The organism is Parviterribacter multiflagellatus (assembly GCF_056863265.1).
This window is the reverse complement of the sequence record NZ_JBXPIZ010000003.1, coordinates 117948-143739: the sequence shown is the minus strand read 5'-3', so window position 1 is coordinate 143739 and position 25792 is coordinate 117948. Positions and strand designations below refer to the sequence as shown.

Sequence of the window (25792 nt, the reverse complement as noted above, 5' to 3'; positions counted from 1 at the left end):
CGGTCGGCGTGTGCCGGGGTCAGGCGCCAACTGCCGGTGACGACCGTTCATTCCCAACACGAACCGCTCGACCGCAGGAGAAGTGGATAGCGCGGCGTCGTGCGTGTCCTGGGCATCAACTCCGTCTTCCACGACCCCGCCGCGGCGCTCGTCGTCGACGGGCAGATCGTCGCCGCGGCCGAGGAGGAGCGGTTCAGCCGGCGCAAGCACGGCAAGGAGCCGGTCCCGTTCTCGACCTGGGAGATGCCGACGCAGTCGGCCCGCTGGTGCCTCGAGCACGCGGGACTGACGCCGGCCGACCTCGACGCGGTCGCGTACTCCTACGACCCGGCGCTCGCGCCCGACCCCGGCGACGACATCACCGCGGACGGGTGGGAGGACCTGCGGACGCTCTACGTGCGGCGCGCGCCGCTGTTCCTGGCGTCTTCCCTGCCGGGGCTCGACCCAGCCGACGTCCGGTTCGTTCCCCACCACGTCGCGCACGCCGCGTCCGCGTACCTCGCGGCGCCGGGTGGGGCGGCGTCGTGCGCGACGCTGTGCGTGGACGGGCGGGGCGAGTCGTTCTCGCACCTCGCCGGGCACGTCCGGGACGGGCGGCTCGAGATCCTCGCGCGCCAGCGGCTGCCGCACTCGCTCGGGCTGCTGTACGAGGAGCTGACCGCGCACCTCGGCTTCCGCCGGTCGTCGGACGAGTACAAGGTGATGGCGCTGGCGTCGTACGGGACGCCGCGGTGGCTGGACGCGTTCCGGGAGCTCATGCGGACGGACGGGTCGGGCGGGTTCGTGACCGAGCCGGTCGCGTGGTCGTCGTTCGCGCCGGAGGCGGACGGGCGCGCGCTGGACGACGCGCACGCGGACCTGGCGTCGACGGTGCAGACGCGGCTGGAGGAGGTGCTGCTGGAGCTGTGCGCGTGGCTGCACGAGCGGACCGGCGAGCGCCTGCTGACCCTGTCGGGCGGGGTCGCGCTGAACTGCGTGGCGAACTCGCGGCTGTGGCGCGAGTCGCCGTTCGACGAGGTGTGGGTGCAGCCGGCGTCCGGCGATGCGGGGACGGCGCTCGGCGCGGCGCTCTACGTCGCGACCGAAGGCGGCGACGCGGTGCGGCCGATGACGACCGCCGCGCTGGGACGCAGCTGGTCTGACCAGGAGCTCGCCGCGTGGCTCGACACGGCGGGCGTCGTGTACGAGCAGCCGGACGACATCGCCGAGGCGGTCGCGGAGGCGCTGGCGGACGACGCGGTCGTCGCGTGGTTCCAGGGCGCGAGCGAGTACGGCCCGCGCGCGCTCGGCCACCGCTCGCTGATGGCCGACCCGCGCCGCAAGGAGAACCTGGAGCGGCTCAACGACGTCAAGGGCCGCGAGCAGTTCCGCCCGGTCGCGCCGATGGTGCTCGCCGAGCGGGCGGCGGAGATCTTCTGCGACGGGCCGATCCCGTCGCCGCACATGCTCTTCACGCACGGCGTGCGCGACGGGTGGGCGGAGCGGATCCCGGCCGTCGTCCACGTCGACGGCACCGCGCGCATCCAGACCGTCGACCGCGCCGAGGAGCCCCTCGTCGCCCGCGTGCTGGAGGCCTTCGCGGAGCGCACCGGCGTGCCGGTCGTGGTCAACACGTCGCTCAACACCGCGGGCCGGCCGATGGTCGACGACCCGCGGGACGCGCTCGAGTGCTTCGGCTCCGCGCCGGTCGACGTGCTCGCCATCGGCCCGTACCTCGTCCGCCGGCCGCGCCGCACGCCGCGCTTCTCGCGCGTCGCCATACCCACGCGCGCTGGCGCCTCCCCCGCACCCCCGTCCCCCGAGCGCCCCGCGTGACGTACGACGTGGTCATCCCGACGGTCGGGCGCCCGTCGCTGCAGCGGCTGCTGCGGTCGCTGCGCGCGGCGAGCGGGCCGCCGCCGGCGCGGATCATCGTCGTCGACGACCGTCCGCAGCCGGCGCAGCCGCTCGAGGTGCCCGCCGGCGTCGAGGTGCTCGCCGGCGCGGCCGCCGGGCCGGCCGCCGCGCGCAACGTGGGGTGGCGCGCGGCGACCGCCGAGTGGGTCGCGTTCCTCGACGACGACGTCGAGGTGCGCGCGGACTGGTCCGGCAAGCTGACCAGCGACCTCGACCGATCGGTCGGTATCGCGTCGCAGGGCCGGATCGTGGTGCCCGTCCCGGGCGACCGGCGGCTGACCGACTGGGAGCGGAACGTCCAGGGCCTGGAGGGCGCGGCGTGGGCGACCGCCGACATGGCCTACCGCCGCGACGCGCTCGAGCGGCTCGGCGGGTTCGACGAGCGCTTCCCACGCGCGTACCGCGAGGACGCGGATCTCGCCGTCCGCGCGCAGGCCGCCGGGCTCGACCTGGCGCGCGGGGAGCGCGTGGTCGTGCACCCGGTCGGGCCGGCGCGGTGGGACACCAGCGTGCGGCTCCAGCGCGGGAACGCCGACGACGCGCTGATGCGCGCGCTCCACGGGCCGGACTGGCGCGAGCGTGCGCAGGCCCCGCGCGGCCGCCTGCGCGCGAACGCCGCGACGACCGCCCTCGGCCTCGCCGCGCTGACCTTCACCGCCGCCGGCCGGCCCCGCGCGTCCGCCCTCGCCACCGCGGGGTGGCTTGCCGCGACCGCCGACTTCGCCCGCCGCCGCATCGCGCCCGGGCCCCGGACGCGCGACGAGGTCGCCCGGATGGTCGCGACGAGCGTCCTGATCCCGCCCGCCGCGACCTGGCACCGCGCCCGCGGCGAGCTCCGCGTCCGCCGCTCCCGCCCCGCGCCGCTCGCGCCGCGCGCCGCCTCCCCGCCCGCGCGCGCAGCCGCACCCTCGCCCGCTCCCCCGCGCGCGGTCCTCCTCGACCGCGACGGGACGCTCGTCGTGGATGTGCCGTACAACGGCGATCCGGCGAAGGTCCAGCTCGTGCCCGGCGCGCGGGAGGCCGTCGCGCGGCTGCGGGCGGCGGGGATCGCCCTCGCGGTCGTGTCGAACCAGAGCGGGATCGGGCGCGGACTGCTGACGGCGGAGCAGGTCGCGGCGGTCAACGCGCGCGTGGACCGGCTGCTCGACGGGGCGGTCGGGTCGTGGCACGTCTGCCCGCACGCGCCGGACGAGGGGTGCGACTGCCGCAAGCCGCAGCCGGGGCTCGTGCTGCGCGCCGCAGCGACGCTCGGCGTCGCGCCGCAGCAGTGCGCGGTGATCGGCGACATCGGCGCCGACGTCGACGCCGCCCGCGCGGCCGGCGCGCGACCCGTGCTCGTGCCCACGCCGGTCACGCGCCACGAGGAGGTCGCCGCCGCGCCCGAGGTCGCGCCCGACCTCCTGACCGCCGTCGACCTCCTGCTCGCCGGAGGCCGCGCATGAGGCACGTCCTCGTCGCCCGCATGGACAACGACGGCGACGTCCTGCTCTCCGGCCCCGCGACCCGCGCGTTCGCCGCGGGCGCCGACCGGGTCACCTACCTCTGCGGCCCCCGCGGACGCGCCGCCGCGCACCTCCTCCCCGGCGTCGACGAGGTCCTCACCCACCACTGCCCGTGGATCGACGCGCATCCGCACCCCGTCGACCCGGCCGCGATCGACGCGCTCACCGCGGACATCCGCGCGCGGGAGCCCGACGTCGCCGCGATCCTCACCTCGTTCCACCAGAGCCCGCTCCCTCTCGCGCTGCTCCTCCGCCTCGCGGGCGTCCCCCGCATCGGCGCGACGAGCGTCGACTACCCCGGCTCGCTCCTCGACGTCCGCCACCGCATCAGCGACGACGTCCACGAGGTGGAGCGCTCGCTCTCCCTCGCGGCCGCGCTCGGCTTCTCCCTCCCGCCCGGCGACGGCGGCGCGCTGCGCATCACGACGCCCCCGCCAGTCGACCACCTCGGGCTCCCCGACGCGTACGTCGTCGTCCACCCCGGCGCCTCGGTCACCGCCCGCGCGTGGGCCCCGCGTCGCAACGCGGCGCTGGTCGAGGCGCTGGCAGAGCAGCACTCCGTCGTCGTCACGGGCGCGCCGGGCGAGACCGCGCTCACAGCGCAGGTCGCGGGCGCGCACGCGCTCGACCTCGGCGGCGCGACGACCCTGCACGAGCTCGCCGGCGTCATCGCGGGCGCCCGCTGCATCGTCGTCGGCAACACCGGCCCCGCGCACCTGGCCGCCGCGGTCGGCACGCCGGTCGCCTCGCTCTACGCCCCGACCGTCCCCGCCGTCCGCTGGCGGCCGTACGGGGTGGCGCACGAGCTGCTCCACGTCGACGTCCCGTGCGCCGGCTGCCGCGCGCGCGACTGCCCCGTCCCCGGCCATCCGTGCCTGGAGGGCGTCCCCACCGAGCGCGTGGTCGCGGCCGTCGCCCGCCTGGCCGGCGCACCCCGCAGAGAGGAGGCCGTGGCCGCATGAGGATCCTGCTGTGGCACGTGCACGGCTCGTGGACGACCGCGTTCGTCCAGGGCGAGCACGAGTACGTCGTCCCCGTCCTGCCCGACCGCTCGGCCGACGGCCGGGGCCGCGCGCGGACGTGGGAGTGGCCGGCGAGCGTCACCGAGGCCACGCCCGAGGAGCTGCGCGAGACCGACTTCGACGTCGTGCTCCTCCAGCGGCCCCACGAGCTCACCGACCTGGCCGAGCGCTGGACCGGCCGCCGCCCGGGCGCCGACGTCCCGGCCGTCTACGTCGAGCACAACGCGCCGCAGGGCCGGATCAACGACCTGCAGCACCCGGCCGCCGGACGCGAGGACCTCCTGATCGCCCACGTCACGCACTTCAACGACCTCTTCTGGGACTGCGGCGCCGCGCCGACGACCGTCATCGAGCACGGCATCGTCGACCCCGGCCACCGCTACACCGGCGAGCTGCCGCGGCAGGCGGTCGTGATCAACGAGGCCCGACGCCGCGGGCGCGTCACGGGCACGGACCTGCTCCCCCGGCTCCGGAGTGCTGCTCCGGTCGACCTCTTCGGGATGGACGCGGGCGCGCTGGGCGGCTTCGAGGACGTCCCGCAGGCGCAGATGCACGACGAGCTGGCCCGGCGCCGCGTGTACACCCACCCGATCCGGTGGACGTCGCTCGGCCTCTCGCTGCTGGAGGCGATGCACCTCGGCATGCCGGTCGTGGCGCTCGCGACGACGGAGGCGATCGAGGCCGTCCCGGCGGGCGCGGGGGTGCTCTCCACCGACGTCGACACGCTCGTGCGTGCGATCCGGACGTACGTCGAGGAGCCCGACCGGGCGCGGGAGGACGGTGCGCGGGCGCGGGAGGCGGCGCTCGCCCGGTACGGGCTCGACCGGTTCCTGGCCGATTGGGACCGGACGCTGCACCAGGTCGCCACGAGGGAGGTGACGGCATGAGGATCGCGATGGTGTCCGAGCACGCCAGCCCGCTGGCCGTGCTCGGCGGAGAGGACGCGGGTGGGCAGAACGTGCACGTCGCCGCGTTGGCGGGAGCGCTCGCGCGCCGCGGCCACGAGGTGGTCGTGTACACCCGCCGCGACGACGCGCGCACGCCCGCGCGCGTGGAGCTGGAGCCGGGCGTCGTCGTGGAGCACGTCGACGCGGGGCCGCCGCGCGCGCTGCCCAAGGACGAGCTGCTCCCCCACATGGAGGCGTTCTCCGCCTACCTGCGCGACGCGTGGGCGCGCTGGCGGCCGGACGTCGTCCACGCGCACTTCTGGATGTCCGGCCACGCGACGCTCCCCGCCGCGCGGGCGTTCGGCATCCCGGTCGCGCAGACGTTCCACGCGCTCGGGGTCGTCAAGAAGCGCTACCAGGGCGACCTCGACACGAGCCCGTCGGGACGGCTCGAGATCGAGCGTGCGATCGTCCGCGGCGCCGACCGGATCGTCGCGACGTGCACCGACGAGGCGTTCGAGCTGATGCGGCTCGGCGCGGTGAGCGAGCGGGTGACGGTGATCCCGTGCGGGGTCGACCTGCGGCGCTTCACGCCGGACGGGCCGGCCGAGCCGCGGACGCCGGGGCTGCGGCGCATCGTCGGCGTGTCACGGCTCGTGCAGCGCAAGGGTGTGGGGAACCTCGTCCGCGCGCTGGCGGACGTCCCGGACGCGGAGCTGATCGTCGCCGGCGGGCCGGATCGCACCGGGCTGGCGGGCGACGCCGAGGCGCAGCGGCTGAACGGCATCGCGCGCGCCTCGGGGGTGGCGGACCGGGTGGAGCTGCGCGGCCGCGTCTCACGCGACGACCTGCCGGCGCTGCTGCGGTCGGCCGACGTCGTCGTGTGCGCGCCGTGGTACGAGCCGTTCGGGATCGTGCCGCTGGAGGCGATGGCGTGCGGCGTCCCGGTCGTCGCCTCGGCGGTCGGCGGGATGATCGACACCGTCGTGGACGGGATCACCGGCGTGCACGTGCCGCCGCGCGATCCGGACCGGCTGGCGGACGCGCTGCGCGCGCTGCTCGACGACGAGGACGCGCGGCGCGAGTACGGTGCCGCGGGCGCGTCGCGGGCGCGGCGGCTGTACGACTGGGAGCGGGTCGCCGCGGCGACGCTCGAGGTCTACCGGGAGCTGGCGTCGCCGGCGCGGCGGCGGGCTCCGGCGCGGCGGTTCGCACGGGCCGGCGCGGTGTCCGGTGGCGGCGCCGACCGGATCTCCGCACTGCGCGAGGGCCTGAGCGCGCTGGAGCGCGACATCGCGCGGCTGGACGCGTGGGGCGAGCGGCTGGCGGACCGGCTGGCGGCGGGCGCGCGGCTGCTGACGGTGGGGAACGGCGGGAGCGCCGCGGAGGCCCAGCACCTGACCGCCGAGCTGGTCGGGCGGTTCGTGGGCGAGCGGCGGCCGCTGTCGGCGATCTGCCTGCACGCCGACACGTCCTCGCTGACCGCGATCACCAACGACTACGGGCTCGACGAGGGGTTCGCGCGGCAGGTGCGCGCCCACGGGCGACCGGGCGACGTGCTGCTCGCGCTGTCGACGTCGGGGTGCTCGCGGAACGTGCTGGCGGCCGTGCGGGCCGCGCGCGAGTGCGGCCTGACCACGTGGGCGCTGACCGGGCCGGGGCCGAACCCGCTCGCGGAGCTGAGCGACGACGCGGTGTGCATGAGCGGCGCGGCCGGGACGGTGCAGGAGCTGCACCTGGTGGCGGTTCACGCGGTCTGCGAGGCGGTCGACCGGCGGATCGCGGCGCAGGGCGATGGAGCGGAGCGGCACGCCGTCCCGCCGCTGGGAGTGCACGCGTGAGCGGGGCGGAGCGCGTGGCGCCGCTGGTCGTCGTCGGGGACGCGCTGCTCGACCGGGACGTCGACGGCGTGGTCGAGCGCCTGGCGCCCGACGCGCCGGTGCCGGTCGTGGACGAGTCCGAGGTGCGCATGCGCCCGGGCGGCGCGGGGCTGGCGGCCGTGCTCGCCGCGAGCGACGGGCGCGACGTGACGCTGGTGACCGCGCTGGGCGCGGACGCGGCCGGGCGCGAGCTGCGGGGCGCGCTGGAGGCGTGCGGCGTGCGCGTGGTCGACCTCGGGCTGCGCGGCGCGACGCCGGAGAAGGTGCGCGTGCGGGCCGACGGGCGCTCGCTCCTGCGGCTGGACCGCGGTGGGCGCGGCGCGGCCTGCGGGCCGTTGACGGCCGAGGCGCGCGCGGCGATCGGCTGGGCGGAGGCGGTGCTCGTGGCGGACTACGGCCGCGGCGTCGCGGCCGCGGCGGACGTGCGCGAGGCGCTGACCGAGGCGGCGCGGTCGGTGCCGCTCGTGTGGGACCCGCACCCGCGCGGCCCGGTGCCCGTCGCCGGCGCGGCGCTCGCGACGCCGAACGCGGCGGAGGCGGAGGGGTTCGCGGGGGCGGTAGAGCAGCACTCCGGAGTGTCGGCAGGGCCGCCGGCGGCGGGCCACGCCGCGGCCCTCGCGGCCCGGTGGCGCGCGGCGCACGTCGTGGTCACGCGCGGCGCGCGCGGGGCCGTGCTCGCGACGGCAAACGGCGCGGTGGCGGAGGTGCCCGCGCAGCCCGCCGACGGCGGCGACCCGTGCGGCGCCGGGGACCGCTTCGCGTCTCGCGCGGCCGCGCTGCTCGCGGACGGCGCGGGCGCGCGGGAGGCGGTCGAGGGCGCGGTCGCGGCGGCCAGCGCGTTCGTCGCCGCCGGCGGCGCCGGCGCGGTGCGCGTGCCCGCCCCCGCCACCGGGAAACCCTCCGCCGCCCCCACCGACGCCGCGACCCTCGTCGCCCACGTCCGCGCGGCCGGCGGCACGGTCGTCGCCACCGGCGGGTGCTTCGACCTCCTCCACCCCGGTCACGTCCGCACCCTGGAGGCCGCCCGCGCGCTCGGCGACTGCCTCGTCGTGCTGCTCAACGACGACGAGTCCGTCCGCCGCCTCAAGGGCCCGGGCCGGCCGGTGGTCGGACAAGCGGACCGCGCGGACGTGCTGCGCGCGCTGCGGTGCGTCGACGCCGTCATCACCTTCTCCGAGGACACCCCGACCGTCGCGCTCGAGCGCCTGCGCCCCGACGTGTGGGCGAAGGGCGGCGACTACGCGGTCGAGGAGCTCCCGGAGGCCGAGGCCCTCGCGAGCTGGGGCGGGCGGATCGCGCTGCTCCCGTACCTCGAGGGCCGTTCCACCACCACGATCCTGCAGGAGGCCGCCATCCGTGCCGTCTGAGTCGCTCGGAACCGTCATCGTCACCGGCGCCGCGTCCGGGCTGGGCGCCGCCGTCGCCGAGGCCGTCGCGCGCGAGGGCGGGACGCCCGTGTCGCTCGACCTCAACCCGTCGGCCAACGGCTTCGAGCACGAGCAGGTCGACCTCTCCGACCCGCGCGCCGCCGAGACCGCCGTCCAGCGCGTGATCGAGCGCCACGACGACGTGCGCGGCGTCGTCACCGCCGCCGGCACCGACGCGTGCGGGAAGCTCGACGAGGTCGGGGGCGCGACGTGGGACCGCGTCGTCGCGGTCAACCTGCTCGGCACCGCCGCCGTCGCCCGCGCGGCGCTCCCCGCGCTCGAGCGCAACCGCGGCCGGGTCGTCACCGTCGCGTCCACGCTCGGCCTCCGCGCGCTGAGCGACGCCACCGCCTACTGCGCGTCGAAGTTCGGCGTCGTCGGGTTCTCGCGCGCGCTGGCCGTGGAGACGCAGGGCCGGATCGGCGTGACGATGCTCGTGCCGGGCGGCATGCAGACGGCGTTCTTCGACGACCGCCCCGAGCAGTACAAGCCCGGGCCGGACGCGCGCCTCAACCCGCCGTCCGAGGTCGCCGAGGCGGTGCTGTTCGCGCTCACGCGGCCGCCCGGCGTCGAGCTGCGCGAGCTCGTCGTCACGCCCGCGACCGAGCCCTCCTGGCCGTGAGCCGCCGGGTCGTCGTCCTGCGCGCGCTCGGTCTCGGCGACCTGCTGACCGGCGTGCCGGCGCTCCGCGCGGTCGCGGACGCGTTCCCGCCCGGCGCGCACGACCTGGTCCTGGCCGCACCCGCGGCGCTGCAGCCGCTGCTCGAGCTCGCCGACCTGCCGTTCCGCATCGTCGACCACGCCGGCCTGGAGCCGCTCCCCGCCGACCTGCACCGGCCGGCCGTCGCAGTCAACCTCCACGGGCGGGGACCGCAGAGCCACGCCCTGCTGGAGGCCCTCGCGCCCGAGCGGCTGATCGCGTTCGCGCGCCCAGGCGACGCCGCCGGGCCCAGCTGGCGGGAGGAGGAGCACGAGGTCGCGCGCTGGTGCCGGATGCTGGCCGAGCACGGCATCCCCGCCGACCCCTCGCGGCTCGACCTCCACCGACCGCCACTCCGGGGTGCTGCTCCGGGGGTCACGATCCTCCACCCCGGCGCCGCGAGCGAGGCGCGCCGGTGGCCGGCGCCGCGGTGGGTCGCCGTCGCGCGGGCCGAGCGCCAGGCCGGGCGCCGCGTCGTGCTGACGGGGAGCGCGGACGAGGCGCCGCTCGCCGCCGAGATCGCCGCCGCGGCCGGGGTCCCGCCCGAGTGCGTGTTCGCCGGGCGGACCGACCTGCGCGAGCTCGCCGCGCTCGTCGGCGGCGCCGCCCGCGTGGTGTGCGGGGACACCGGCGTCGCGCATCTCGCGACCGCGCTGCGGACGCCGTCGGTGGTGCTGTTCGGCCCCACGCCGCCGACGCTCTGGGGCCCGCCGCCCGCCCGGCCGATCCACCGTGTCCTGTGGGCCGGGCTGCGCGGCGACCCGCACGCGACCACGCCGCATGCGGGCCTGATGCGCATCCGGCCGGAGCACGTGCTCGACCAGCTCGGGGCGCTCGACCGCCACGAGCACGCGGCGGCGGTCGCGTGAGCGGCGCGCCGGTCGGCATCGCGATCGCGACGCGCGACCGCCGTGAGCTCCTGCTGGCGACGCTCGCGCACCTCACCACGCTCCCCGGCGCGCCGCCGATCGTCGTGGCTGACGATCGCTCCACCGACGGCACCGCGGCAGCGGTCAGCGACCACTTCCCGCAGGTCACCGTGATCGCAGCGCGCGGCCGCGGGGCGGCGGCGCGCAACGAGGCGGTCGCAGCGCTCGACACGCCGCTCGTCGCGTTCGCCGACGACGACTCCTGGTGGGCCCGCGACGCCCTCACCCGCGCCGCCGCCCACTTCGACCGCACGCCGCGGCTCGGCCTGCTCGCCGCGCGCGTGCTGGTCGGGCCGGAGCAGCGGCTGGACCCCGTCTGCGCCGCGATGCGCGTCAGCCCGCTGGGCGCCGCCCCCGAGCTGCCCGGCCCGCGGCTGCTCGGCTTCGTCGCCTGCGGCGCGGTCGTCCGCCGCGACGCGTTCCTCGGCGTCGGCGGGTTCCACCCGCGCTACGGCGTCGGCGGCGAGGAAGAGCTGCTCGCGCTCGACCTGCGCGCGGCGGGCTGGGCGCTCGCCTACGCCGACGACGTCGTCGCGCACCACCACCCGGCCGCCGGCCCGCGCCACGGCCGCACGCGCGTGCAGCACCGCAACGCGCTGTGGTCCGCGTGGCTCCGCCGCCCGGCCGGAGCGGCGCTCCGGGCCACCGCGGCGACCGCCCGCACCGACCCGCGGGCGACCGCCGCCGCCCTCGCCGGCCTGCCCTGGGCGCTGCGCGAGCGCCGCACGATCACCGACGCGGTCGAGGCCGAGGTGCAGCTCGTCGAGCGGGCTGCGGCGAAGTACTGAACGGCACGAGCAGGCTGGGCGGATGGCCCGGGCCGGTCGGGGGCGGATCATCGCTCCATGACCGCCGAGCACCTCACCGACCTTCCTCGCGACCGGCGGCTGCGCGTCCTGATCGCGGGGGGCGGCATCGCGGGCGTCGAGGCCCTCATGGCCCTGCGCGCCATCGCGGGCGACCGGGTCTCGATCGAGCTCATCGCCCCCAGCCCCGACCTCGTCGTGCGGCCGCTCGCGGTCGCCGCGCCGTTCGGGACCGAGGAGATCCGCCGCTTCGACCTGCGCGCGATCTGCGCCGAGCACGGAGCGCGGTACCGCCACGACGCCCTCTCCTACGTCGACGTCGTCGGCCACCGCGTCGAGACCGAGCGGTTCGCGACGCTCGAGTACGACGTGCTGGTCGTCGCCAGCGGGGCGCGGCGACGGCCCGCGCTGGAGGGCACGGTCACGTTCGACGGGCCCTCGGGCGTCGTCGCGCTGCGCCGCACGCTGGAGGAGCTGCGCGCCGGCGGGCTCCACCACATTGCGTTCGCCGTCCCCGACGGCGTCACGTGGCCGCTGCCGCTCTACGAGCTGGCGATCATGACCGCGGGCGTCGCGGCCGAGGCCGGCACGGGCGCCGAGATCACGCTCGTGACGCCGGAATCCGACCCGCTGGACATCTTCGGCCGGCCCGCGTCGGCGAAGGTCCACGAGCTGCTCGCGCACTCCGGAGTGCTGCTCCGTTCCCGCGCGCAGCCGTTCGCGGTCGCGATGGGGACGCTGCTGACGTCCGACGGCGCGCTGGCGGCGCAGCGGATCTTCACGCTGCCGGTGCTCGACGGCCCGCGTGTGCCCGGCCTGCCGCTGGACGCCGCCGGGTTCCTGCCGGTCGACGAGCACGGGGCGATCGTCGGCGTCGAGGACGTCTACGCCGCGGGCGACGGCACGAACCACCCGGTCAAGCAGGGCGGGCTCGCGGCGCAGCAGGCCGACGCGGTCGCGGACGCGATCGGCGCGCGGCTCGGGCTCGTCGACGACCCCGCGCCGTTCCGCCCGGTCCTCCGGGCGCAGCTGCTGACGGGCGCGCTCCCGTGGTACTTCCGCGCGGCGGAGGACCCCGACGCGGCGCTCCCGCCCGTGGCGGCGCAGGCGCCGCTGTGGTGGCCGCCCGCGAAGATCGCCGCGCGCCACCTCGGGCCGTACCTGACGACGCACGCCGAGCCCGCGCTGGGCGGCCGCGCGCTCCTCCACGACCGCAACGGGGCGACCGACGTCACGGTCGACGCGCAGCAGCGCGACGCGGCGCGGGAGGTCGCGCTGGTGTTCGCCGACGAGGACGCGGAGGCCGGCGACGCCCGCAGCGCGCTCCGCTGGCTCGACGCCGCCGAGAGCGCGTACGGGCTGCTGCCGCCCGACTACGTCGAGAAGCGGCGGCGCTGGACGGCGCAGCTCGAGCTCGCGCGCTCCTGAGCCGGCGCGCCGGGCGACCGTCTGCCGGCGAGCAACCCGGCCGCCGGCACGACGACCACCCCGCAGGAGGGCGTTCGGTGAGCTGTCATCGGATGACAGCTCACCGAGCTACCCGTCGCTCGTGTCGCTCAAGGCGCGTAGTCGTGGGAGTGGCAGGGCTTGCCACCGCACACGTCCACGACCCGCCCACCGGGCTTGAGGAACTCGGACTTCTGCAGCCGCGCCGCAGGCGTCGAGCGGACCGACTCGTGCGAGTCCTTGCCCTGCCGCGGCGGGGTGTTCGTCGCCGGCGGCTTGCCGTTGAAGCCCGGGCCGCTGTCCCAGTACGTGATCGCGCTGCCGTCGTAGGGGAACGAAGCGATCCGTTCCACGCCGTAGAGCGGCACCGCGTCGGTCCCGCGGCCCGGGTCGAAGATCGCGCGCGGGGTGCGGGCGCCGATCGTGCGGGCCTCGACCTCGGCCTGCCAGGTCGTGACCTGCCAGTCGCCGAACGCGACCTGCAGCAGGACGTCCTTCGCGGGCGTCTTGGGCAGCGGGTCGTCCGTCATGTGGTGCGCGTAGCCGTTGCCCTCGCCGCGGTCCCACAGCATCTGGATCATCGCGAGCGCGACCGCGCGGTCGGTCCCGTCCGGGTACGCCGGCTCGAGCACCTTGCCGTAGACGTCCCAGTTCGACGAGCGCTGCAGCAGCACCGAGAAGTTCATCCCGGGCACGCCGAGCACCGCCCGGCGGAAGTCGACCCCGAGCGCCGTCAGCGCGCCGCCCATGATGCCGCCCTGCGAGTTGCCGTCGTAGTAGAGCTCGCGCGTGTTCAGCAGGCCCGCGAACGCCGCGTGCGACGACAGCCCCTGCGGGTGGAGCATCAGCCGCCCGAGCATCTGGAAGTTCACGAAGCCCTGCTGCAGCCGGTCCGGGATCGTCGCGAAGTTCGACAGCTCCCCGAGCGACTTGATCGCGTTCGGGATGTCCTCGCCGGCCATGCCGCTCCACTCGGTGCCGCAGAAGACCATGTCGTGCTCGGACGCCATGTCGGCGATGTTCGCCGCGTTCAGCTCACGCAGCGAGCCGAGCAGGCCGTGCCCGTAGAGCGAGATCCGCGCGGGCGCGCTCGCCGCCACCCGCGGCACGACGCAGGCGAACTTCGCGTTCTGCGTGTTCCCCGGCCGCTGGACCGGCAGCGCGTCCTTGCCCGACGACGCGTAGTTGAGCCGCGAGCCGACCGCGCAGCCGGTCGTGTTCAGGTAGCACGGGACGGTGATCGTGCCGTCGACGCGCCGCAGCAACTTCGCGTTCTGCTCCGGCGTGAACTCGGTGATCTCGGTCACCGCGAACTGCGGCGCGCGGCCCTGCACGACGCCGTCGGTGAGGTTCGTGTCGCCGAGCTGGCGGAACGCGTCGTCGCGGATCGTCAGCGCGCGCTCGCTCAGGGATCGCTCGCTCGCGACCGTGAAGTCCCACGCCATCACGAGCTCGTCGCGGTCGATGCCCGCCTTCTCCAGCGGCCCGAACACCTGCCGGTACGACCGCGCGAGCCGGCCCTGGCCACGCTTCAGCCGGGCGAACGCGCGAGAGGCGCGCACCTTCGTGCCGAGATCGCGCAGGGCGACGACGTAGCGGCGGCCCTCCTCCCAGTTCTTCGCCGGGTGGATGAGGAGCGCGGGGTCGCGCTTGACCGAGTGGTCGAGCTCGGCCCACAGCAGCTGGCGCTCGCCGGTGCGCGCGTCGATCACGACGACCGACGCGTCCTTGGCGAGCGACTTGCGCAGGTCGGTGAGCGGCGGGAGCTGGGCCTCGTTGACGCCCTTGACCTTCGCGACGAGCGTCTGCCCCGGGGAGAACCCGTCGTTGCGGTTGTACTCGCGCGCGGCGATCCGCTTGCCGTCCTTGTTCGCCGGCATCGCGGCCTGCGGCAGCCGCACGCGCCGGCCCGTGTCGGTCTTCCGATCGGCGACCGTCAGCCGCGCGTCGTTCGGGAACGGCATCAGACACGGCTTCGACGTGTCGTACCCGTCGCACGACGTCGATCCGGCCGCCTGCGCGGCCTGCGGCAGGACGAGCGCCATCCCGGCGACCGCCACGGCCAGCTGCTTGACCCTCAACACTTCCCCCTCGTCTCTCCAACGACCCTACGCCCCCGAAAAGGCGCGGCGACCGTACCAGTTGCGCCGGGAGGGGCGGAAGGGGGGCGCGCGGCAGCGGCGGGCGGGAGAGGCGCGGCGGCCGCGGCGAGGGGCGGGCCAGACGGCGCGGCGCGTCAGCGCGGGCGCGGCGCCAGCGGGAGCGCGTCGAAGCGGCCTGACGGGCGGCAGAGCGCCGCGACGGTCACGCGGCGGTCGCCGGAGGCCGGGCGGCCGGCGACCACCACGCGGGCGGTGGCGCTCGCGCCGACGACGGTCGTGGGGGCGAAGCCGTGGGAGAGGCCGCCGCCGCCCGCCGGGACGAGGCCCGCGACGCGCATGCCGCGCGGGCAGGGCAGGTCGGCCTGGGCCGTCGCGCCGCCGCCGGGGATCGTCAGCGTGCCCGTCACGACCGCGGTCCGCGCGGGCACGGCTGCGCCGCGCGCGACGGCGCCGCCCGGCAGCGCGACGCCCTCCAGGCGCATCGGGGCCGGCTCCCCCGCGTGCCAGACGCGCGTCTCGAGCCCGTACACGCCACCGACCGCGACGGCCGCAGCCGCCGCGCCGGCGGTCACCTTGCCCGCGGAGAGCTTCGTGCCGCCGACGACGAGCGCGAGCGCACCGAGCGCGGCGGGCGCCGGCACGAGCGCGCCCAGCTGCCGTCGGCCCGCCTTCAGGCCCGTCCGGAACGCCCGGCAGTCCCGGCACAGCGCGACGTGGCGCAGCACGGGCATCGCCGGGCGGCGGCGCCGGTCGTGGGCGACGAGCAGGTCGTGGCGCACGTCGTCGCACCGCGCGTCCCGGGCGGCGGCCGTCCGGGCCAGGTTCTCGCGCGCGCGATGCACGAGGTTCTTCGTCGCCTGGACGCTCACGCCCAGCTCCCGCGCGAGCTCCACGTGCGTCAGCCCGTCCAGCTCCCGCCGCACGAGCGCGTGGCGCTGCGTGGCGGGCAGCCGCGCGACGTCCTCCAGCGCGGTGAGCGTCGCGTCGCGCCGGACGGTCGCGTCGTGCGGCGACGCCCCGAGCGACGGCGGCTCCTCGCCCGGATGGAGCAGGTGGAGCGCGACCGAGTCGGTGTGCCGCCCGAGCTCGTCGAGGCAGCAGTTGCGCACGACGCGGAAGAGGTACGCGCGCGCCTGCACGTGCCGGTCGTCGCGGCGCAGCGCGCGGTAGGCGCGCATCAGCGCCTCCTGCACGACGTCCTCGGCGAGGCCCGGCTGCGTCCGCACGATGCCGCGCGCGTACCGCAGCAGCGCGGCCCGGTGGCGCTCGCACAGCTCGCCGAACGCCCGCTCGTCCCCTGCCCGGAACGCCGTGACGAGCTCGGTGTCCGTCAGCCGCGCGTACGGCCGGGGCGTGGGCGACGCGCTCACGACGGGTCCTCCGAGCACAGGTAGCGGCTGCGGATCCACCCTCGCGTCCCGAACCGCGCGCCCACCGGGAGCCAGCCCCGGTGGCGCGCCCGGCGCGGCAGCACGGTGAGCAAATCCCCGCGGTGCACCACCCCGACGATCGCCCGTCCGGGCGCGTCGTACAGGCCCGCCCGGCTCGCGCAGACCTCGACCGTCCGGGCGGCCTCCGCACGCGCGGCGCCGCCGGTGAGCAGGCACGCGCAGGAGAGCAGCACGACGCCCCGAACGTAGACAGACACACCCATGTCAACCGGTATGTGCGCAGAAGGTCCCGCCTCTTTGCGGCGACGCCCAAGGTGCGGGACCTTCCGGGCGCCCGCCGGTCGTTCGCAGCATGACCCTGCCGCGCCGCACCCCACGCCGCGCCGCCGCGCTCGCCGGCGCCGCGCTCGCCGTCGCCCTCGCCGCCGTCGCGCCGCCTGCCGCGACCGCCGAGGACCCCGTCTACGACCCCGCGCTCTACGACGCCGGCCTCCCCGACGGGGTCGTGGAGCACGGCGTGATCGACTTCCGCCTCACCGGCTCCCCCGTCGCGCAGCACAGCCGCACCGAGTACTGGGCCTCGAACGAGCGGTGGCGCACCGTCACGACCCACGTCCCGACCGGCCTGCTGATGAACGAGTCGTTCGGCACCGAGCACGGGCAGACGTGGTTCACGCTGCGGACCACCGCCATGCCGCCGCGCGGCGCCAAGCCGTCCGACGGGCCGTTCTGGTCGGACAAGCCGCCGACGATCCACACCACCAAGACCCGCGCGACGCCGCCCTACGCCGGCCACCCGGCGGCGTACAACCGCCAGCTGATCGAGAAGGGGATCGTCGTCCCCGTCGGGCCCGCCACCGTCGCGGGCGTGGCCGGCACCCGGTACGTCGTGCCGCCCGACATGAAGTCCACGAACATCGCCGAGCGCGGGCAGAAGTTCATCACCGACGTCCCGGGCGCCGGCATGGAGCTCATCCTGGAGAACGGGACGCTGGCGCCGCTCGCGCGCGAGATCACGCTCCCGGACAACGGCGAGTGGGGCGACTTTTCCCAGCGCGAGGAGCTGCTGAAGCGCGAACGCAGCGCCGACGACTCCGGCCTGCACGCGCGCCTGAGCCAGGCGGCCTACAAGGGCGCGCTCAAGGCCTGGCACGCGAAGGTCCGCAAGGCCAAGGCGCGCGCCAAGGCCAAGCGGGACCGCCGCGGCTGACGCTCACGCGCGCCGGTAGGTCCGGACGGCCAGCGGCACGAAGACCGCGAGCAGGCCGGCGAGCCAGGCCAGCGCGCCGAGCGCCGGGCCCGCCGCGTCGCCGCCGGTGACGGTCAGCGCGCGGGTGGCGTCGACGACCAGCGTCACCGGGTTGATCTCGGCGAACCAGGTCAGGGCCGCCGGCATCGAGTCGGCCGGGACGAAGGCCGACGAGATGAACGTCACCGGGAAGACCCACAGGAAGCCTGCCGACTGCACCGCCTCGGGGTCCTTGATCGCCAGGCCGACCCACGCGCTGATCCACGAGAAGACGTAGGAGAACGCGAGCACCAGCACGAAGGCGAGCAGCAGCTCGGCCGCGCTCCCCTCGGGCCGGAAGCCGACGGCGACGCCGACGGTCACCATCACGGCGAGCGTCAGGACGTTCACCGCGACGTCGGCCAGCGTGCGGCCGAGCAGCACCGCCGAGCGCGCCATCGGCAGCGAGCGCAGGCGGTCGACCATCCCGCCGGCGACGTCCTCGTTGAGCCCCATCCCCGTCATCAGCGCGCCGAGGATCGCGGTCTGCACGACGATGCCGGGGATCAGGAAGTCGACGTAGTCCAGGCCGCCGGTGTCGATCGCGCCGCCGAAGACGTAGCGGAACATCAGCAGCAGGATCACGGGCTGCACGAACGCCAGGACGACGAGCATCGGCCGGCGCACGGTCTTGCGCAGCTGCCGCGCGGCCATCACGCGGGTGTCGGCGAACGTCTCGGCGAGCGAGACCCGCTCGGGCTCGATCGCGGGTGCGATTGCGGTGGTCATGCGGCCAGCTCCAGGGCGGGGTCGGTGGCGGTCGGGTCGTCGTCGGCGCGGCGGCCGGTGATGGTCAGGAAGACGTCGTCGAGGCTCGGCTGCTGGACCTCGATCGCGGCGATGGCGAGGGCACCGGCGTCGAGCCGGCGCACGGCCTCGGCGGACGCGTCGGCCGACGGGACGGCGACGCGGACCTCGCCCGCCGCCTCGTCCACGAGCGGCTCCTCGCCCGAGGCCAGCGGCGCGAGCGCGGCGGCCGCCTCCCGCACGCGGGTGCGGTCGGCCACCCGGACCACGAGGAGCTCGCTGCCGACGGTCGCCTTCAGCTCGGCCGGCGTGCCGTCGGCCACGATGCGGCCGCGGTCGACGACCGCGACCCGCTGCGCGAGCCGGTCGGCCTCCTCGAGGTACTGCGTCGTCAGGAGCACGGTCGTGCCCTCGGCGCGCAGCTCGTCGACGGTCTGCCACAGCTCCTGGCGCGTGCGCGGGTCCAGGCCGGTCGTCGGCTCGTCGAGGAGCAGGAGCGGCGGGCGCCCGACGAGGCTCGCGCCGAGGTCGAGCCGGCGGCGCATGCCGCCCGAGTAGGTCGACACGCGGCGGTCGGCGACGTCGGTGAGCGAGAAGCGCTCGAGCACCTCGGCCGCGCGGCGGCGGGCCTCGCGCGCCGAGAGCCGGTACAGGCGCCCGACCATCTCCACGTTCTCGCGGCCCGTCAGCTCGCCGTCGACCGCCGAGAACTGCCCGGCCAGGCCGATGCGGCGGCGGACGGCGAGCGGCTGCGCGGCGATGTCGCGGCCGAAGACGCGCGCGGTGCCGGCCGACGGCTTCAGCAGCGTCGCCAGCACCCGCACGAGCGTCGTCTTGCCCGCGCCGTTCGGACCGAGCAGGCCGAAGACGATGCCGGCCGGGACCTGGAGGTCGAGGCCGTCGAGCGCCTGGACGTCGCCGTACGCGAGCCGCAGGCCCGCGGCGTCGATGGCGTGCTCAGACATGGGTGGTCCTCCGGATCGTGATGGTGCCGACGGCCGTGCGGGCACGGACGCGGACGGTCTCCTCACCGGCGGCGGGCGCGCCGCCGGCGTCCAGCTCGTTCTCCACGCGGCCGGCGCTCGCGCGCACGTCGAGCCACGCGGCGGTCCCCTCGGCGATGCCGATCTCGACGTCGCCGGCGCCGCTCTCGACGACCACCTCGCCGCGTGCGACGGCGCCGAGCCGGATGTCGCCGAACGCGGACTTCGCGGCCACGCCGGCGCCCGCGCGGTCGACCGCGATGGAGCCGTTCGCCGTCGTCAGGCGCAGGTCCCCCTCCGCGCTCGCGACCTCGATGTCGCCGTTGGCGTTCTTGATCCGCGCGCCGCGCTCGGCGGCGGTGAGCCGGATGTCGCCCGAGCCGGACTGCAGCTCGGCCTCGAGCGCCGCGCCGACGGTGATGTCGCCGAGGCCGGTCTTGGCGGTGAGCGCGCGGACCGTGTCGACCCGCAGGTGGCCGAGGCCGGTCTTCACGCGCGTGTCGCGGAGCTCACCCTCGGTGTCGACGTCGCCCCAGCCCGTGGAGGCGTCGACGGTGGACCCGGCGGGCAGCTCGACGGTGACGTCGACCGAGCCGCTGCGGCCGCGCGGGCCGATCGCCCGCAGGCCGGGGCGCTTGCCCTTGATGCGGAGGGTGCCGTCGGCGAAGTCGACCCGCGTGGCCTCGACGGCCTGCACGTCGGCGTGCTTGCCGGGGTCGCTCGGGCGGACGGTGACCGTGGTCTCGCCGGTCGCCGAGGCGACGAGCCGGACGCCGCCGACGCCGAGGTCGATGGCGGCGGAGATCGGGGTGGGGGTGGTGAACGTGGGCACGGGTGAACCTCCTGGGTCCAGGCGCTGCTGCGAAGGGATCGGATGTGGTGAGCGGGGCGGCTAGCGCGCCCAGCCGGTGAAGGAGTCGCCGCCGAGCGCGCCGCCGCGGGTGCGGGGGCGCGTCTGAGAGCGACCTGCCGCGCCCGGGCTCGCGACCGCGGCGGCGGCCGCCCGGACGAGCCAGGTGTTGACCGAGACGCGCGCGGCGGCCGCGGCGTCGTCGATCGCCGCCTTCAGGCTCTCCGGCACGCGGAGGCTGATGCGCGCGGTGGCGCCCTCGTCGGTGTCGCCCGCGCGGCCGATGTCCGCCTGCAGCGTCACCGTGACATCACCGGTGGCATCGTCGGCCGCCGGCGGCGGCGTCACGACGAACTCGGGCTGCCCGCCACGGAGCCGCAGCTCCACCGAGCCCGGCGCCGACTCGCGGGTGATCTCGTCCGCAGCGGCGGAGAGCGCGTCCAGCAGCGTGAGGCGGACGGCGGAGTCGAGCGGAGCGATCAGGCGCTCAGCGAGGGCCCGAGCCTCCTCACCCCCGGCGTCTGCGGCGACCAGCAGCTCGTTGCGGAGATGCTCGGCGTACGGCGTCAAGTCCATGACGCCATAGTGACATCACTTTGGCGTCACGTCAAGGGCAAAGTGGCGTCAGGCCGTGACGTCGACCACCGCGGCGCCCTCGATCCGCCCCGCGCGGAGGTCGTCGAGCGCGCGCCCGGCGTCCGCGAGCGCGTACGGCGTCACCTGCGTCACCACCGGGACGGCCGCGGCGAGCTTGAGGAGCTCGTGGCCGTCGGCGCGGGTGAGGTTCGCCACCGAGCGGATCACCCGCTCGCCCCACAGCGCGGCGTACGGGAAGGACGGGATGTCGCTCATGTGGATGCCGCCGCACACCACGACGCCGCCCTTGGCGACCGCCGCCAGCGCGCGCGGGACGAGCTCCCCCGCCGGCGCGAAGATCAGCGCGGCGTCGAGCGGCGCCGGCGGCGCGTCGGCCGACCCGCCGGCCCACACCGCGCCGAGCGACCGCGCGAAGTCCTGGGTCGCCGTGTCCCCCTCGCGGGTGAACGCGTAGACCTCGCGTCCTTCGTGCACCGCGATCTGGCAGACGATGTGCGCCGCCGCGCCGAAGCCGTAGAGGCCGACGCGCGCCGGGTCGGCGGCGAGCCGCAGCGTGCGGTGCCCGATCAGCCCGGCGCACAGCAGCGGCGCCACCTCGAGGTCGCCGAACCCGTCGGGGAGCGGGAGGCAGAACCGCTCGTCGGCGACGCACCGCTCCGCGAACCCGCCGTCGCGATCCAGGCCGGTGAACTCCGCGTGGTCGCACAGGTTCTCCCGTCCGCTCGTGCAGTAGCGGCACGTCCCGTCGGTCCACCCCAGCCACGGCACGCCGACGCGCCGGCCGTCGTCCACGCGCTCGGCGACGATCTGGTGGCCGAGCACGAGCGGCCACCGCGGCGGGGTCAGCTCGCCGTCGGCGATGTGCAGGTCGGTGCGGCAGACCCCGCACGCGCGCACCCGCAGGAGCACCTCGCCGGCGCCCGCGACCGGGTCGTCCAGCTCGGCGAGCCGGAGCGCCTGGCCCGGCCCGTCCAGCACCATCGCGCGCATGGGCCGATCATGACCGCTGGTCCCGGTGCGCGCGAGCGCGCGGCAGTCACACGCGCACGTCGCCCAGCCCGAGGTCGCGCCCGATGATCTCCTTCATGATCTCGTTCGAGCCCGCCCAGATCTTCGTCACGCGCGCGTCCATCCAGGCGTGCGCGACCTCGTACTCCTCCATGTAGCCGTAGCCGCCGTGGAGCTGGACGCAGGCGTCGATCACCTGGTTCTGCACCTCGGCGCTCCACCACTTCGCCTTCGCCGCGTCGACCGCCGACAGCTGGCCGACCGCGTGCGCCGCCAGGCACTGGTCGACGAACGCCTGCGTCACGTCCAGGCGCGTCTGGAGGTCGGCCGCGAGGAAGCGCGAGCTCTGGAACGTGCCGACCGGCCGCCCGAACGCCTTGCGCGTGCGGATGTACTCCAGCGTCGTGTCGAACGCCGTGCGCGCGTGCGCGGTGTTGGAGATCGCCGAGCCCAGCCGCTCCTGCGCGAGGTGCTCCATCATGTGGTGGAACCCGCGGTCGAGCTCGCCGATGAGCTGGTCCTCGGTCACGCGCACGTCCTCGAAGAACAGCTCCGCCGTGTCCGCCTCGTGCTGGCCGACCTTGTGGAGCTTGCGCCCGCGCGTGAAGCCCTCCATCCCCTCCTCGACCGCGAAGAGCGAGATGCCGCGCCCGCGCGGGTCGGTCGCCGTCCGCGCCGCGACGATGACCATCTCCGCGTGCGCGCCGTTCGTGATGAACGTCTTGGAGCCGTTGATGACCCACTCGTCGCCGTCGCGCTTGGCCGTCGTCTTCAGCCCCTGCAGGTCCGAGCCCGCCTCCGGCTCGGTCATCCCGATCGCCGTGACCATCTCGCCCGTGACGAACTTCGGCAGCCACCGCTCCTTCTGCTCGTCGGTCGTCAGCCGCGTCAAGTACGGCGCGCACACGTCGGCGTGGATCGTGAACGACGACGCGTAGGCCATCCCGGCGCGCGAGAGCTCCTCGTTGAAGATCGCGTTGAAGCGGAAGTCGACGTCGCTGCCGCCGTACTCCTCAGGGATCGCGACGCCGAGGAACCCGCCCTCGCCGGCCCGCAGCCACAGCTCCTTGGGGATGCGGCGCGTCTCGCGGATCTCCTCGCGCCGCGGCAGGATCTCGCGGTCGACGAACGCGGCGGCGGACTCGCGGAAGAGCTTGTGGTCGTCGTCGAAGACGGTGCGCGGGAGGGCCATGGCGCGGGAGCGTACGGCTCCGGACCCGGCGCTGCGGCTGAACGGCGGTCACCGTGTCGCGCGGTGCGCGGCGGGTAGATGGACGGAGGATGCAGGAAGCTCGCCGCCCGGATGCCACAGCGGGACCGCCCGGACGGCGCCACTCCCCGGCGACGACGGTCGAGGAGATCATCGAATGCGCCCCGGACGCGGTCGTGGCGATGGACGCCGACGGGCGCATCAGCCACTGGAACCGCCGGGCGCACGAGCTGTTCGGATGGGCGGCCGACGAAGCCGTGGGGCGCCCCGTGCGCGACGTGCTGGTCCCCGAACCCGACCGGCCCGCGCACGACGCGGGCCTCGAGCGCGTGCTCGGCGGCGCGGAGCCGCGCCTCCTCGGCGATCCGGTGCAGGTCGAGGCGCTGCACCGCAGCGGCGCGACGTTCCCCGTCGAGCTGACGATCTCCCGCGTCGACTCGGGCGAGGAGGCCGGGTTCGTCGCGTTCATCCGCGACGTCCGCGCGGTGCGCCAGGCGGAGAGCGACCTCCGCGAGGCGCGCGACACGTTCCGCCTCGCGTTCACGGCGTCCCCGATGGGGATCGCGATGGCCGCGGTCGAGGACTTCGCGTGGCTGGAGGTCAACCCGGCGTTCTGCGCGATGCTCGGCTACACGGAGGAGGAGCTGCGGCAGCGGAACTTCGTCGAGCTGACGCATCCCGACGAGCACGCGCGCACGATCTCCAACGCCCAGCGCCTGCGCCGCGGCGACACGTCGGTGGTGCGCGTCGAGCGCCGGTTCCTGCGCAAGGACGGGACGACGCTGTGGGCCGACGTCACCGTCCTGCTGCTGCGCGACGCGAGCGGCGCGCCGCGCTGCTACCTCGGCCAGATCCTCGACATCACCGAGCGCAAGACGGCCGAGGAGGCGGTGCGCACGTCCGAGCGGCGGCTCGCCGACGCGCAGGTCGTCGGGCACGTCGGCTCCTGGGAGCACGACGCGGAGCTCGGCCAGGTCGTGTGGAGCGACGAGCTGCACCGGATCTTCGGCCTCGAGGGCCGGCCCGCGCCCCAGACGAGCGCGGCGTTCCTCGACCTCGTCCACCCCGACGACCGCGAGGAGGTCGACCAGGCCATCCGCGAGGTCCCCGGCGCGCACGACTACCGGATCGTGCGCCCCGACGGCGAGATCCGCTGGGTGCACGGGCGGCGGCGCGCGATCGGCGGGCCGGGCGAGCCGCGCCGCATCGCCGGGATCATCCAGGACATCACCGAGCGCAAGCGGATCGAGGAGGAGCTGCGCCGCTCGAACGCCGCGCTCGAGCACTACGCCCACGCGGCGTCGCACGACCTCGCCAGCCCGCTGACGACGATCAGCGGGTTCGCCGCCGTCCTGCGGATGCGCCATGCGGACGCGCTGCCGGCGGAGGCGCTCTCGTACCTCGACGCGATCGAGCGCGGGACCGAGCGGATGCGGGCGATGCTCGACGCGATGCTCGAGTACGCGCGTGCGCAGAGCGGCGAGCGGGACGTGGAGGACGCCGACCTGGCGGCGATCGCCGAGGACGTGGTCGCGGACCTGCGCGGGACGATCGCGGACACGCGGGCGCAGGTCGCGGTGGAGTCGCTGCCGACCGTCCGCGGCGAGCGCGCGCTGCTGCGTCAGCTCCTGCTCAACCTGCTCGGCAACGCGCTGAAGTACACGCGTCCGGGCGAGCCGCCGGAGGTCCGCGTGACCGCCGAGCGCGTGGAGGGCTCGCGCTGGCAGATCGCCGTCGCCGATCGCGGCATCGGCATCCCGCCCGACCAGGCCGAGCAGGCGTTCGCGATGTTCACCCGCCTGCCGTCCGGGGCCGCCTACCCCGGCACCGGGATGGGCCTCGCGCTGTGCCTGAAGGTCGTCGAGCGCCACGACGGGCGCATCTGGATCGCCCCGACGCCCGGCGGCGGGACGACGGTGCTGTTCACGCTGCCGGGCTGAGCTCGTCCGCGAGGCCGAGCACGAGCCGCACCGCGCGCGCGACCGTCGGGTAGACGAGGTTCTCCGGCGTGTCGCTCATCAGGTGGTAGTTGCTGAGCACCTTGGTGCGCGGGTCCCACGACGCGAGCGTCGCCGTCGGGAAGCTGGCGCGGCTGGGGACGACCGCGTCGGTCGAGGCGCGGGAGCGCAGGCCGCGGCGCAGCGGCGCGCCCTGTGCGGCGGCGATGCGCGCGAGCCGGTCGCGCAGGGACGGGTCGCAGTAGGGCTCCATCCGGAACGGGCCCTCGGCCTCGACCATCAGCAGCTCGGGCGAGCCGATCGTGTCGAGGTTGACGACCCACGTCCGCGCGGGATCGAGGCCGGCCATCCGCTGCCCGACGAAGTCGTAGATGCCGCCCTGGAGGATCTCCTCCGCGCCGCAGGACGCGAGCAGCACGCGCACGCCCGGGACGGGGCGGGCGGCGAGCGCCTCGGCGAGCGCGACGAGCGCCGCGCACGCGCTGAGGTTGTCGTTGGCGCCGGGAACGATCGGGCTGCGGGCGATGTCGACCCCGAGGACGAGGCTGAAGACGCCGAGCGCGCCGCCGGTCACCGTGAGGCGGCGGCTGCGCACGGCCGCGCCCAGCGCGCTCAGCGCGGGCGGCCCCGCGACCGGCAGCCACAGCGGCGGGGACGTGTCGATGCGGGCGAGCAGCCCGGGCGCGAGGCGGGCGAGCGCCTCCTGGCCGGACTGGTCGAAGACCATGCCCGTGGGCGCGGCGTCGTGGTGGGCGAGGACGACGAGCGTGCGGTCGCCGTCGCCGATCTGCGCGACGACGTTCGTGGTCTCCTGCTCGCGGGTGGCGAGGCGCCGCCACAGCCGGGTGCCGTTGGAGACGTCGTCGACGATCGCGGCCGCCGCGAGCGTGCCCAGCGCGGCCGAGCGCCAGCGCCACCGGCCGCGCAGCGCCTGGACGGCAGCGACGACGCCCGCGAGCCCGAGCGGGAGCAGCGCCCCCGGGTAGCCCGCGCGGAACCGCGCGGCGTCGATCGCGACGTCCGCGCCCGGGTGCGCGCGCCGCAGCCGCTCCGCGAGCCACTCCGCCGCCTGGCGCTCGCCGTCCGTCCCGGCCCGCCGCTCGAGCGGCGCGAGCGCCTCGACGACCTCCCGCAGCGTCTCCTCCGCGACCTCGTACATCCGT

At 76.2% G+C, this 25792-nt stretch carries 22 protein-coding genes; 12 read left to right on the top strand and 10 right to left on the bottom strand.

Annotation, left to right across the window (positions count from 1 at the left end; translation table 11 throughout):
- Positions 1 to 99 precede the first annotated feature (99 nt).
- From AC1UE5_RS07510 to AC1UE5_RS07465, 10 genes are read left to right on the top strand one after another with little or no spacing between them, the layout of a single operon-like run.
- Positions 100 to 1815: a carbamoyltransferase family protein gene (locus AC1UE5_RS07510; protein WP_482921740.1), complete on the top strand. Its 1716-nt coding sequence runs from the start codon at positions 100 to 102 to the stop codon at positions 1813 to 1815.
- On the top strand, positions 1812 to 3338 hold the full coding sequence (locus tag AC1UE5_RS07505) for an HAD-IIIA family hydrolase (RefSeq protein WP_482921738.1): 1527 nt from the start codon (positions 1812 to 1814) through the stop codon (positions 3336 to 3338). Before AC1UE5_RS07510 ends, AC1UE5_RS07505 begins: the two co-directional genes overlap by 4 nt.
- Positions 3335 to 4360 (top strand): glycosyltransferase family 9 protein, encoded by a 1026-nt coding sequence (locus AC1UE5_RS07500; RefSeq protein ID WP_482921736.1) that lies wholly within the window; start codon positions 3335 to 3337, stop codon positions 4358 to 4360. Before AC1UE5_RS07505 ends, AC1UE5_RS07500 begins: the two co-directional genes overlap by 4 nt.
- Positions 4357 to 5307 (top strand): glycosyltransferase, encoded by a 951-nt coding sequence (locus AC1UE5_RS07495; RefSeq protein WP_482921734.1) that lies wholly within the window; start codon positions 4357 to 4359, stop codon positions 5305 to 5307. Before AC1UE5_RS07500 ends, AC1UE5_RS07495 begins: the two co-directional genes overlap by 4 nt.
- Positions 5304 to 7148 (top strand): glycosyltransferase, encoded by a 1845-nt coding sequence (locus tag AC1UE5_RS07490; protein WP_482921732.1) that lies wholly within the window; start codon positions 5304 to 5306, stop codon positions 7146 to 7148. The genes AC1UE5_RS07495 and AC1UE5_RS07490 overlap by 4 nt, the downstream gene beginning before the upstream one ends.
- Positions 7145 to 8554 carry a PfkB family carbohydrate kinase gene (locus AC1UE5_RS07485; protein ID WP_482921730.1) on the top strand — a complete coding sequence of 470 codons (1410 nt, stop codon included), beginning with the start codon at positions 7145 to 7147 and terminating at the stop codon, positions 8552 to 8554. Before AC1UE5_RS07490 ends, AC1UE5_RS07485 begins: the two co-directional genes overlap by 4 nt.
- The gene (locus AC1UE5_RS07480) at positions 8544 to 9236 is read left to right on the top strand and encodes an SDR family oxidoreductase (protein ID WP_482921728.1); all 693 of its coding nucleotides are present in this window, start codon (positions 8544 to 8546) and stop codon (positions 9234 to 9236) included. The genes AC1UE5_RS07485 and AC1UE5_RS07480 overlap by 11 nt, the downstream gene beginning before the upstream one ends.
- Positions 9233 to 10183, top strand: a complete 951-nt coding sequence (locus AC1UE5_RS07475) for a glycosyltransferase family 9 protein (RefSeq protein WP_482921726.1) — start codon at positions 9233 to 9235, stop codon at positions 10181 to 10183. Before AC1UE5_RS07480 ends, AC1UE5_RS07475 begins: the two co-directional genes overlap by 4 nt.
- Positions 10180 to 11031 carry a glycosyltransferase family 2 protein gene (locus tag AC1UE5_RS07470; protein WP_482921724.1) on the top strand — a complete coding sequence of 284 codons (852 nt, stop codon included), beginning with the start codon at positions 10180 to 10182 and terminating at the stop codon, positions 11029 to 11031. The genes AC1UE5_RS07475 and AC1UE5_RS07470 overlap by 4 nt, the downstream gene beginning before the upstream one ends.
- Positions 11032 to 11088: 57 nt before the next feature.
- Positions 11089 to 12477, top strand: a complete 1389-nt coding sequence (locus AC1UE5_RS07465; RefSeq protein WP_482921722.1) for an FAD-dependent oxidoreductase — start codon at positions 11089 to 11091, stop codon at positions 12475 to 12477.
- 128 nt (positions 12478 to 12605) lie between these two features.
- Here the strand turns inward: AC1UE5_RS07465 and AC1UE5_RS07460 are convergent, their stop codons facing one another.
- From AC1UE5_RS07460 to AC1UE5_RS07450, 3 genes are all read right to left on the bottom strand, one after another.
- Complete coding sequence (locus tag AC1UE5_RS07460; RefSeq protein ID WP_482921720.1) at positions 12606 to 14576, bottom strand: hypothetical protein; 1971 nt, start codon at positions 14574 to 14576, stop codon at positions 12606 to 12608.
- Between the two features lie 155 nt (positions 14577 to 14731).
- On the bottom strand, positions 14732 to 15967 hold the full coding sequence (locus AC1UE5_RS07455) for an RNA polymerase sigma factor (protein ID WP_482921718.1): 1236 nt from the start codon (positions 15965 to 15967) through the stop codon (positions 14732 to 14734).
- Positions 15964 to 16221 carry an SH3 domain-containing protein gene (locus AC1UE5_RS07450; RefSeq protein ID WP_482921716.1) on the bottom strand — a complete coding sequence of 86 codons (258 nt, stop codon included), beginning with the start codon at positions 16219 to 16221 and terminating at the stop codon, positions 15964 to 15966. The genes AC1UE5_RS07455 and AC1UE5_RS07450 overlap by 4 nt, the downstream gene beginning before the upstream one ends.
- Before the next feature lie 119 nt (positions 16222 to 16340).
- Between AC1UE5_RS07450 and AC1UE5_RS07445 the strand changes: the two genes are divergently transcribed.
- Positions 16341 to 17198 carry a hypothetical protein gene (locus AC1UE5_RS07445; RefSeq protein WP_482921714.1) on the top strand — a complete coding sequence of 286 codons (858 nt, stop codon included), beginning with the start codon at positions 16341 to 16343 and terminating at the stop codon, positions 17196 to 17198.
- Positions 17199 to 17201: 3 nt separating this feature from the next.
- Here the strand turns inward: AC1UE5_RS07445 and AC1UE5_RS07440 are convergent, their stop codons facing one another.
- The 6 genes from AC1UE5_RS07440 to AC1UE5_RS07415 are packed head-to-tail and all read right to left on the bottom strand — an operon-like array spanning position 17202 to position 22653.
- Positions 17202 to 18005 carry an ABC transporter permease gene (locus AC1UE5_RS07440; protein ID WP_482921712.1) on the bottom strand — a complete coding sequence of 268 codons (804 nt, stop codon included), beginning with the start codon at positions 18003 to 18005 and terminating at the stop codon, positions 17202 to 17204.
- On the bottom strand, positions 18002 to 18988 hold the full coding sequence (locus AC1UE5_RS07435) for an ATP-binding cassette domain-containing protein (protein ID WP_482921710.1): 987 nt from the start codon (positions 18986 to 18988) through the stop codon (positions 18002 to 18004). Before AC1UE5_RS07435 ends, AC1UE5_RS07440 begins: the two co-directional genes overlap by 4 nt.
- On the bottom strand, positions 18981 to 19838 hold the full coding sequence (locus AC1UE5_RS07430) for a DUF4097 family beta strand repeat-containing protein (RefSeq protein WP_482921708.1): 858 nt from the start codon (positions 19836 to 19838) through the stop codon (positions 18981 to 18983). The genes AC1UE5_RS07435 and AC1UE5_RS07430 overlap by 8 nt, the downstream gene beginning before the upstream one ends.
- A 60-nt stretch (positions 19839 to 19898) precedes the next feature.
- Positions 19899 to 20432 carry a hypothetical protein gene (locus tag AC1UE5_RS07425; protein WP_482921706.1) on the bottom strand — a complete coding sequence of 178 codons (534 nt, stop codon included), beginning with the start codon at positions 20430 to 20432 and terminating at the stop codon, positions 19899 to 19901.
- A gap of 48 nt (positions 20433 to 20480) precedes the next feature.
- On the bottom strand, positions 20481 to 21443 hold the full coding sequence (locus tag AC1UE5_RS07420) for a zinc-dependent alcohol dehydrogenase family protein (protein WP_482921704.1): 963 nt from the start codon (positions 21441 to 21443) through the stop codon (positions 20481 to 20483).
- 46 nt (positions 21444 to 21489) lie between these two features.
- Positions 21490 to 22653, bottom strand: a complete 1164-nt coding sequence (locus AC1UE5_RS07415; protein WP_482921702.1) for an acyl-CoA dehydrogenase family protein — start codon at positions 22651 to 22653, stop codon at positions 21490 to 21492.
- Between the two features lie 89 nt (positions 22654 to 22742).
- Between AC1UE5_RS07415 and AC1UE5_RS07410 the strand changes: the two genes are divergently transcribed.
- Positions 22743 to 24611, top strand: coding sequence for a PAS domain S-box protein (locus AC1UE5_RS07410; protein WP_482921700.1), 1869 nt, complete (start codon positions 22743 to 22745; stop codon positions 24609 to 24611).
- Here the strand turns inward: AC1UE5_RS07410 and AC1UE5_RS07405 are convergent.
- A complete protein-coding gene (locus AC1UE5_RS07405) occupies positions 24595 to 25788 on the bottom strand; it encodes a M28 family peptidase (protein WP_482921698.1) in 1194 nt (397 codons plus the stop codon). The genes AC1UE5_RS07410 and AC1UE5_RS07405 overlap by 17 nt on opposite strands.
- Between the last annotated feature and the right edge of the window lie 4 nt (positions 25789 to 25792).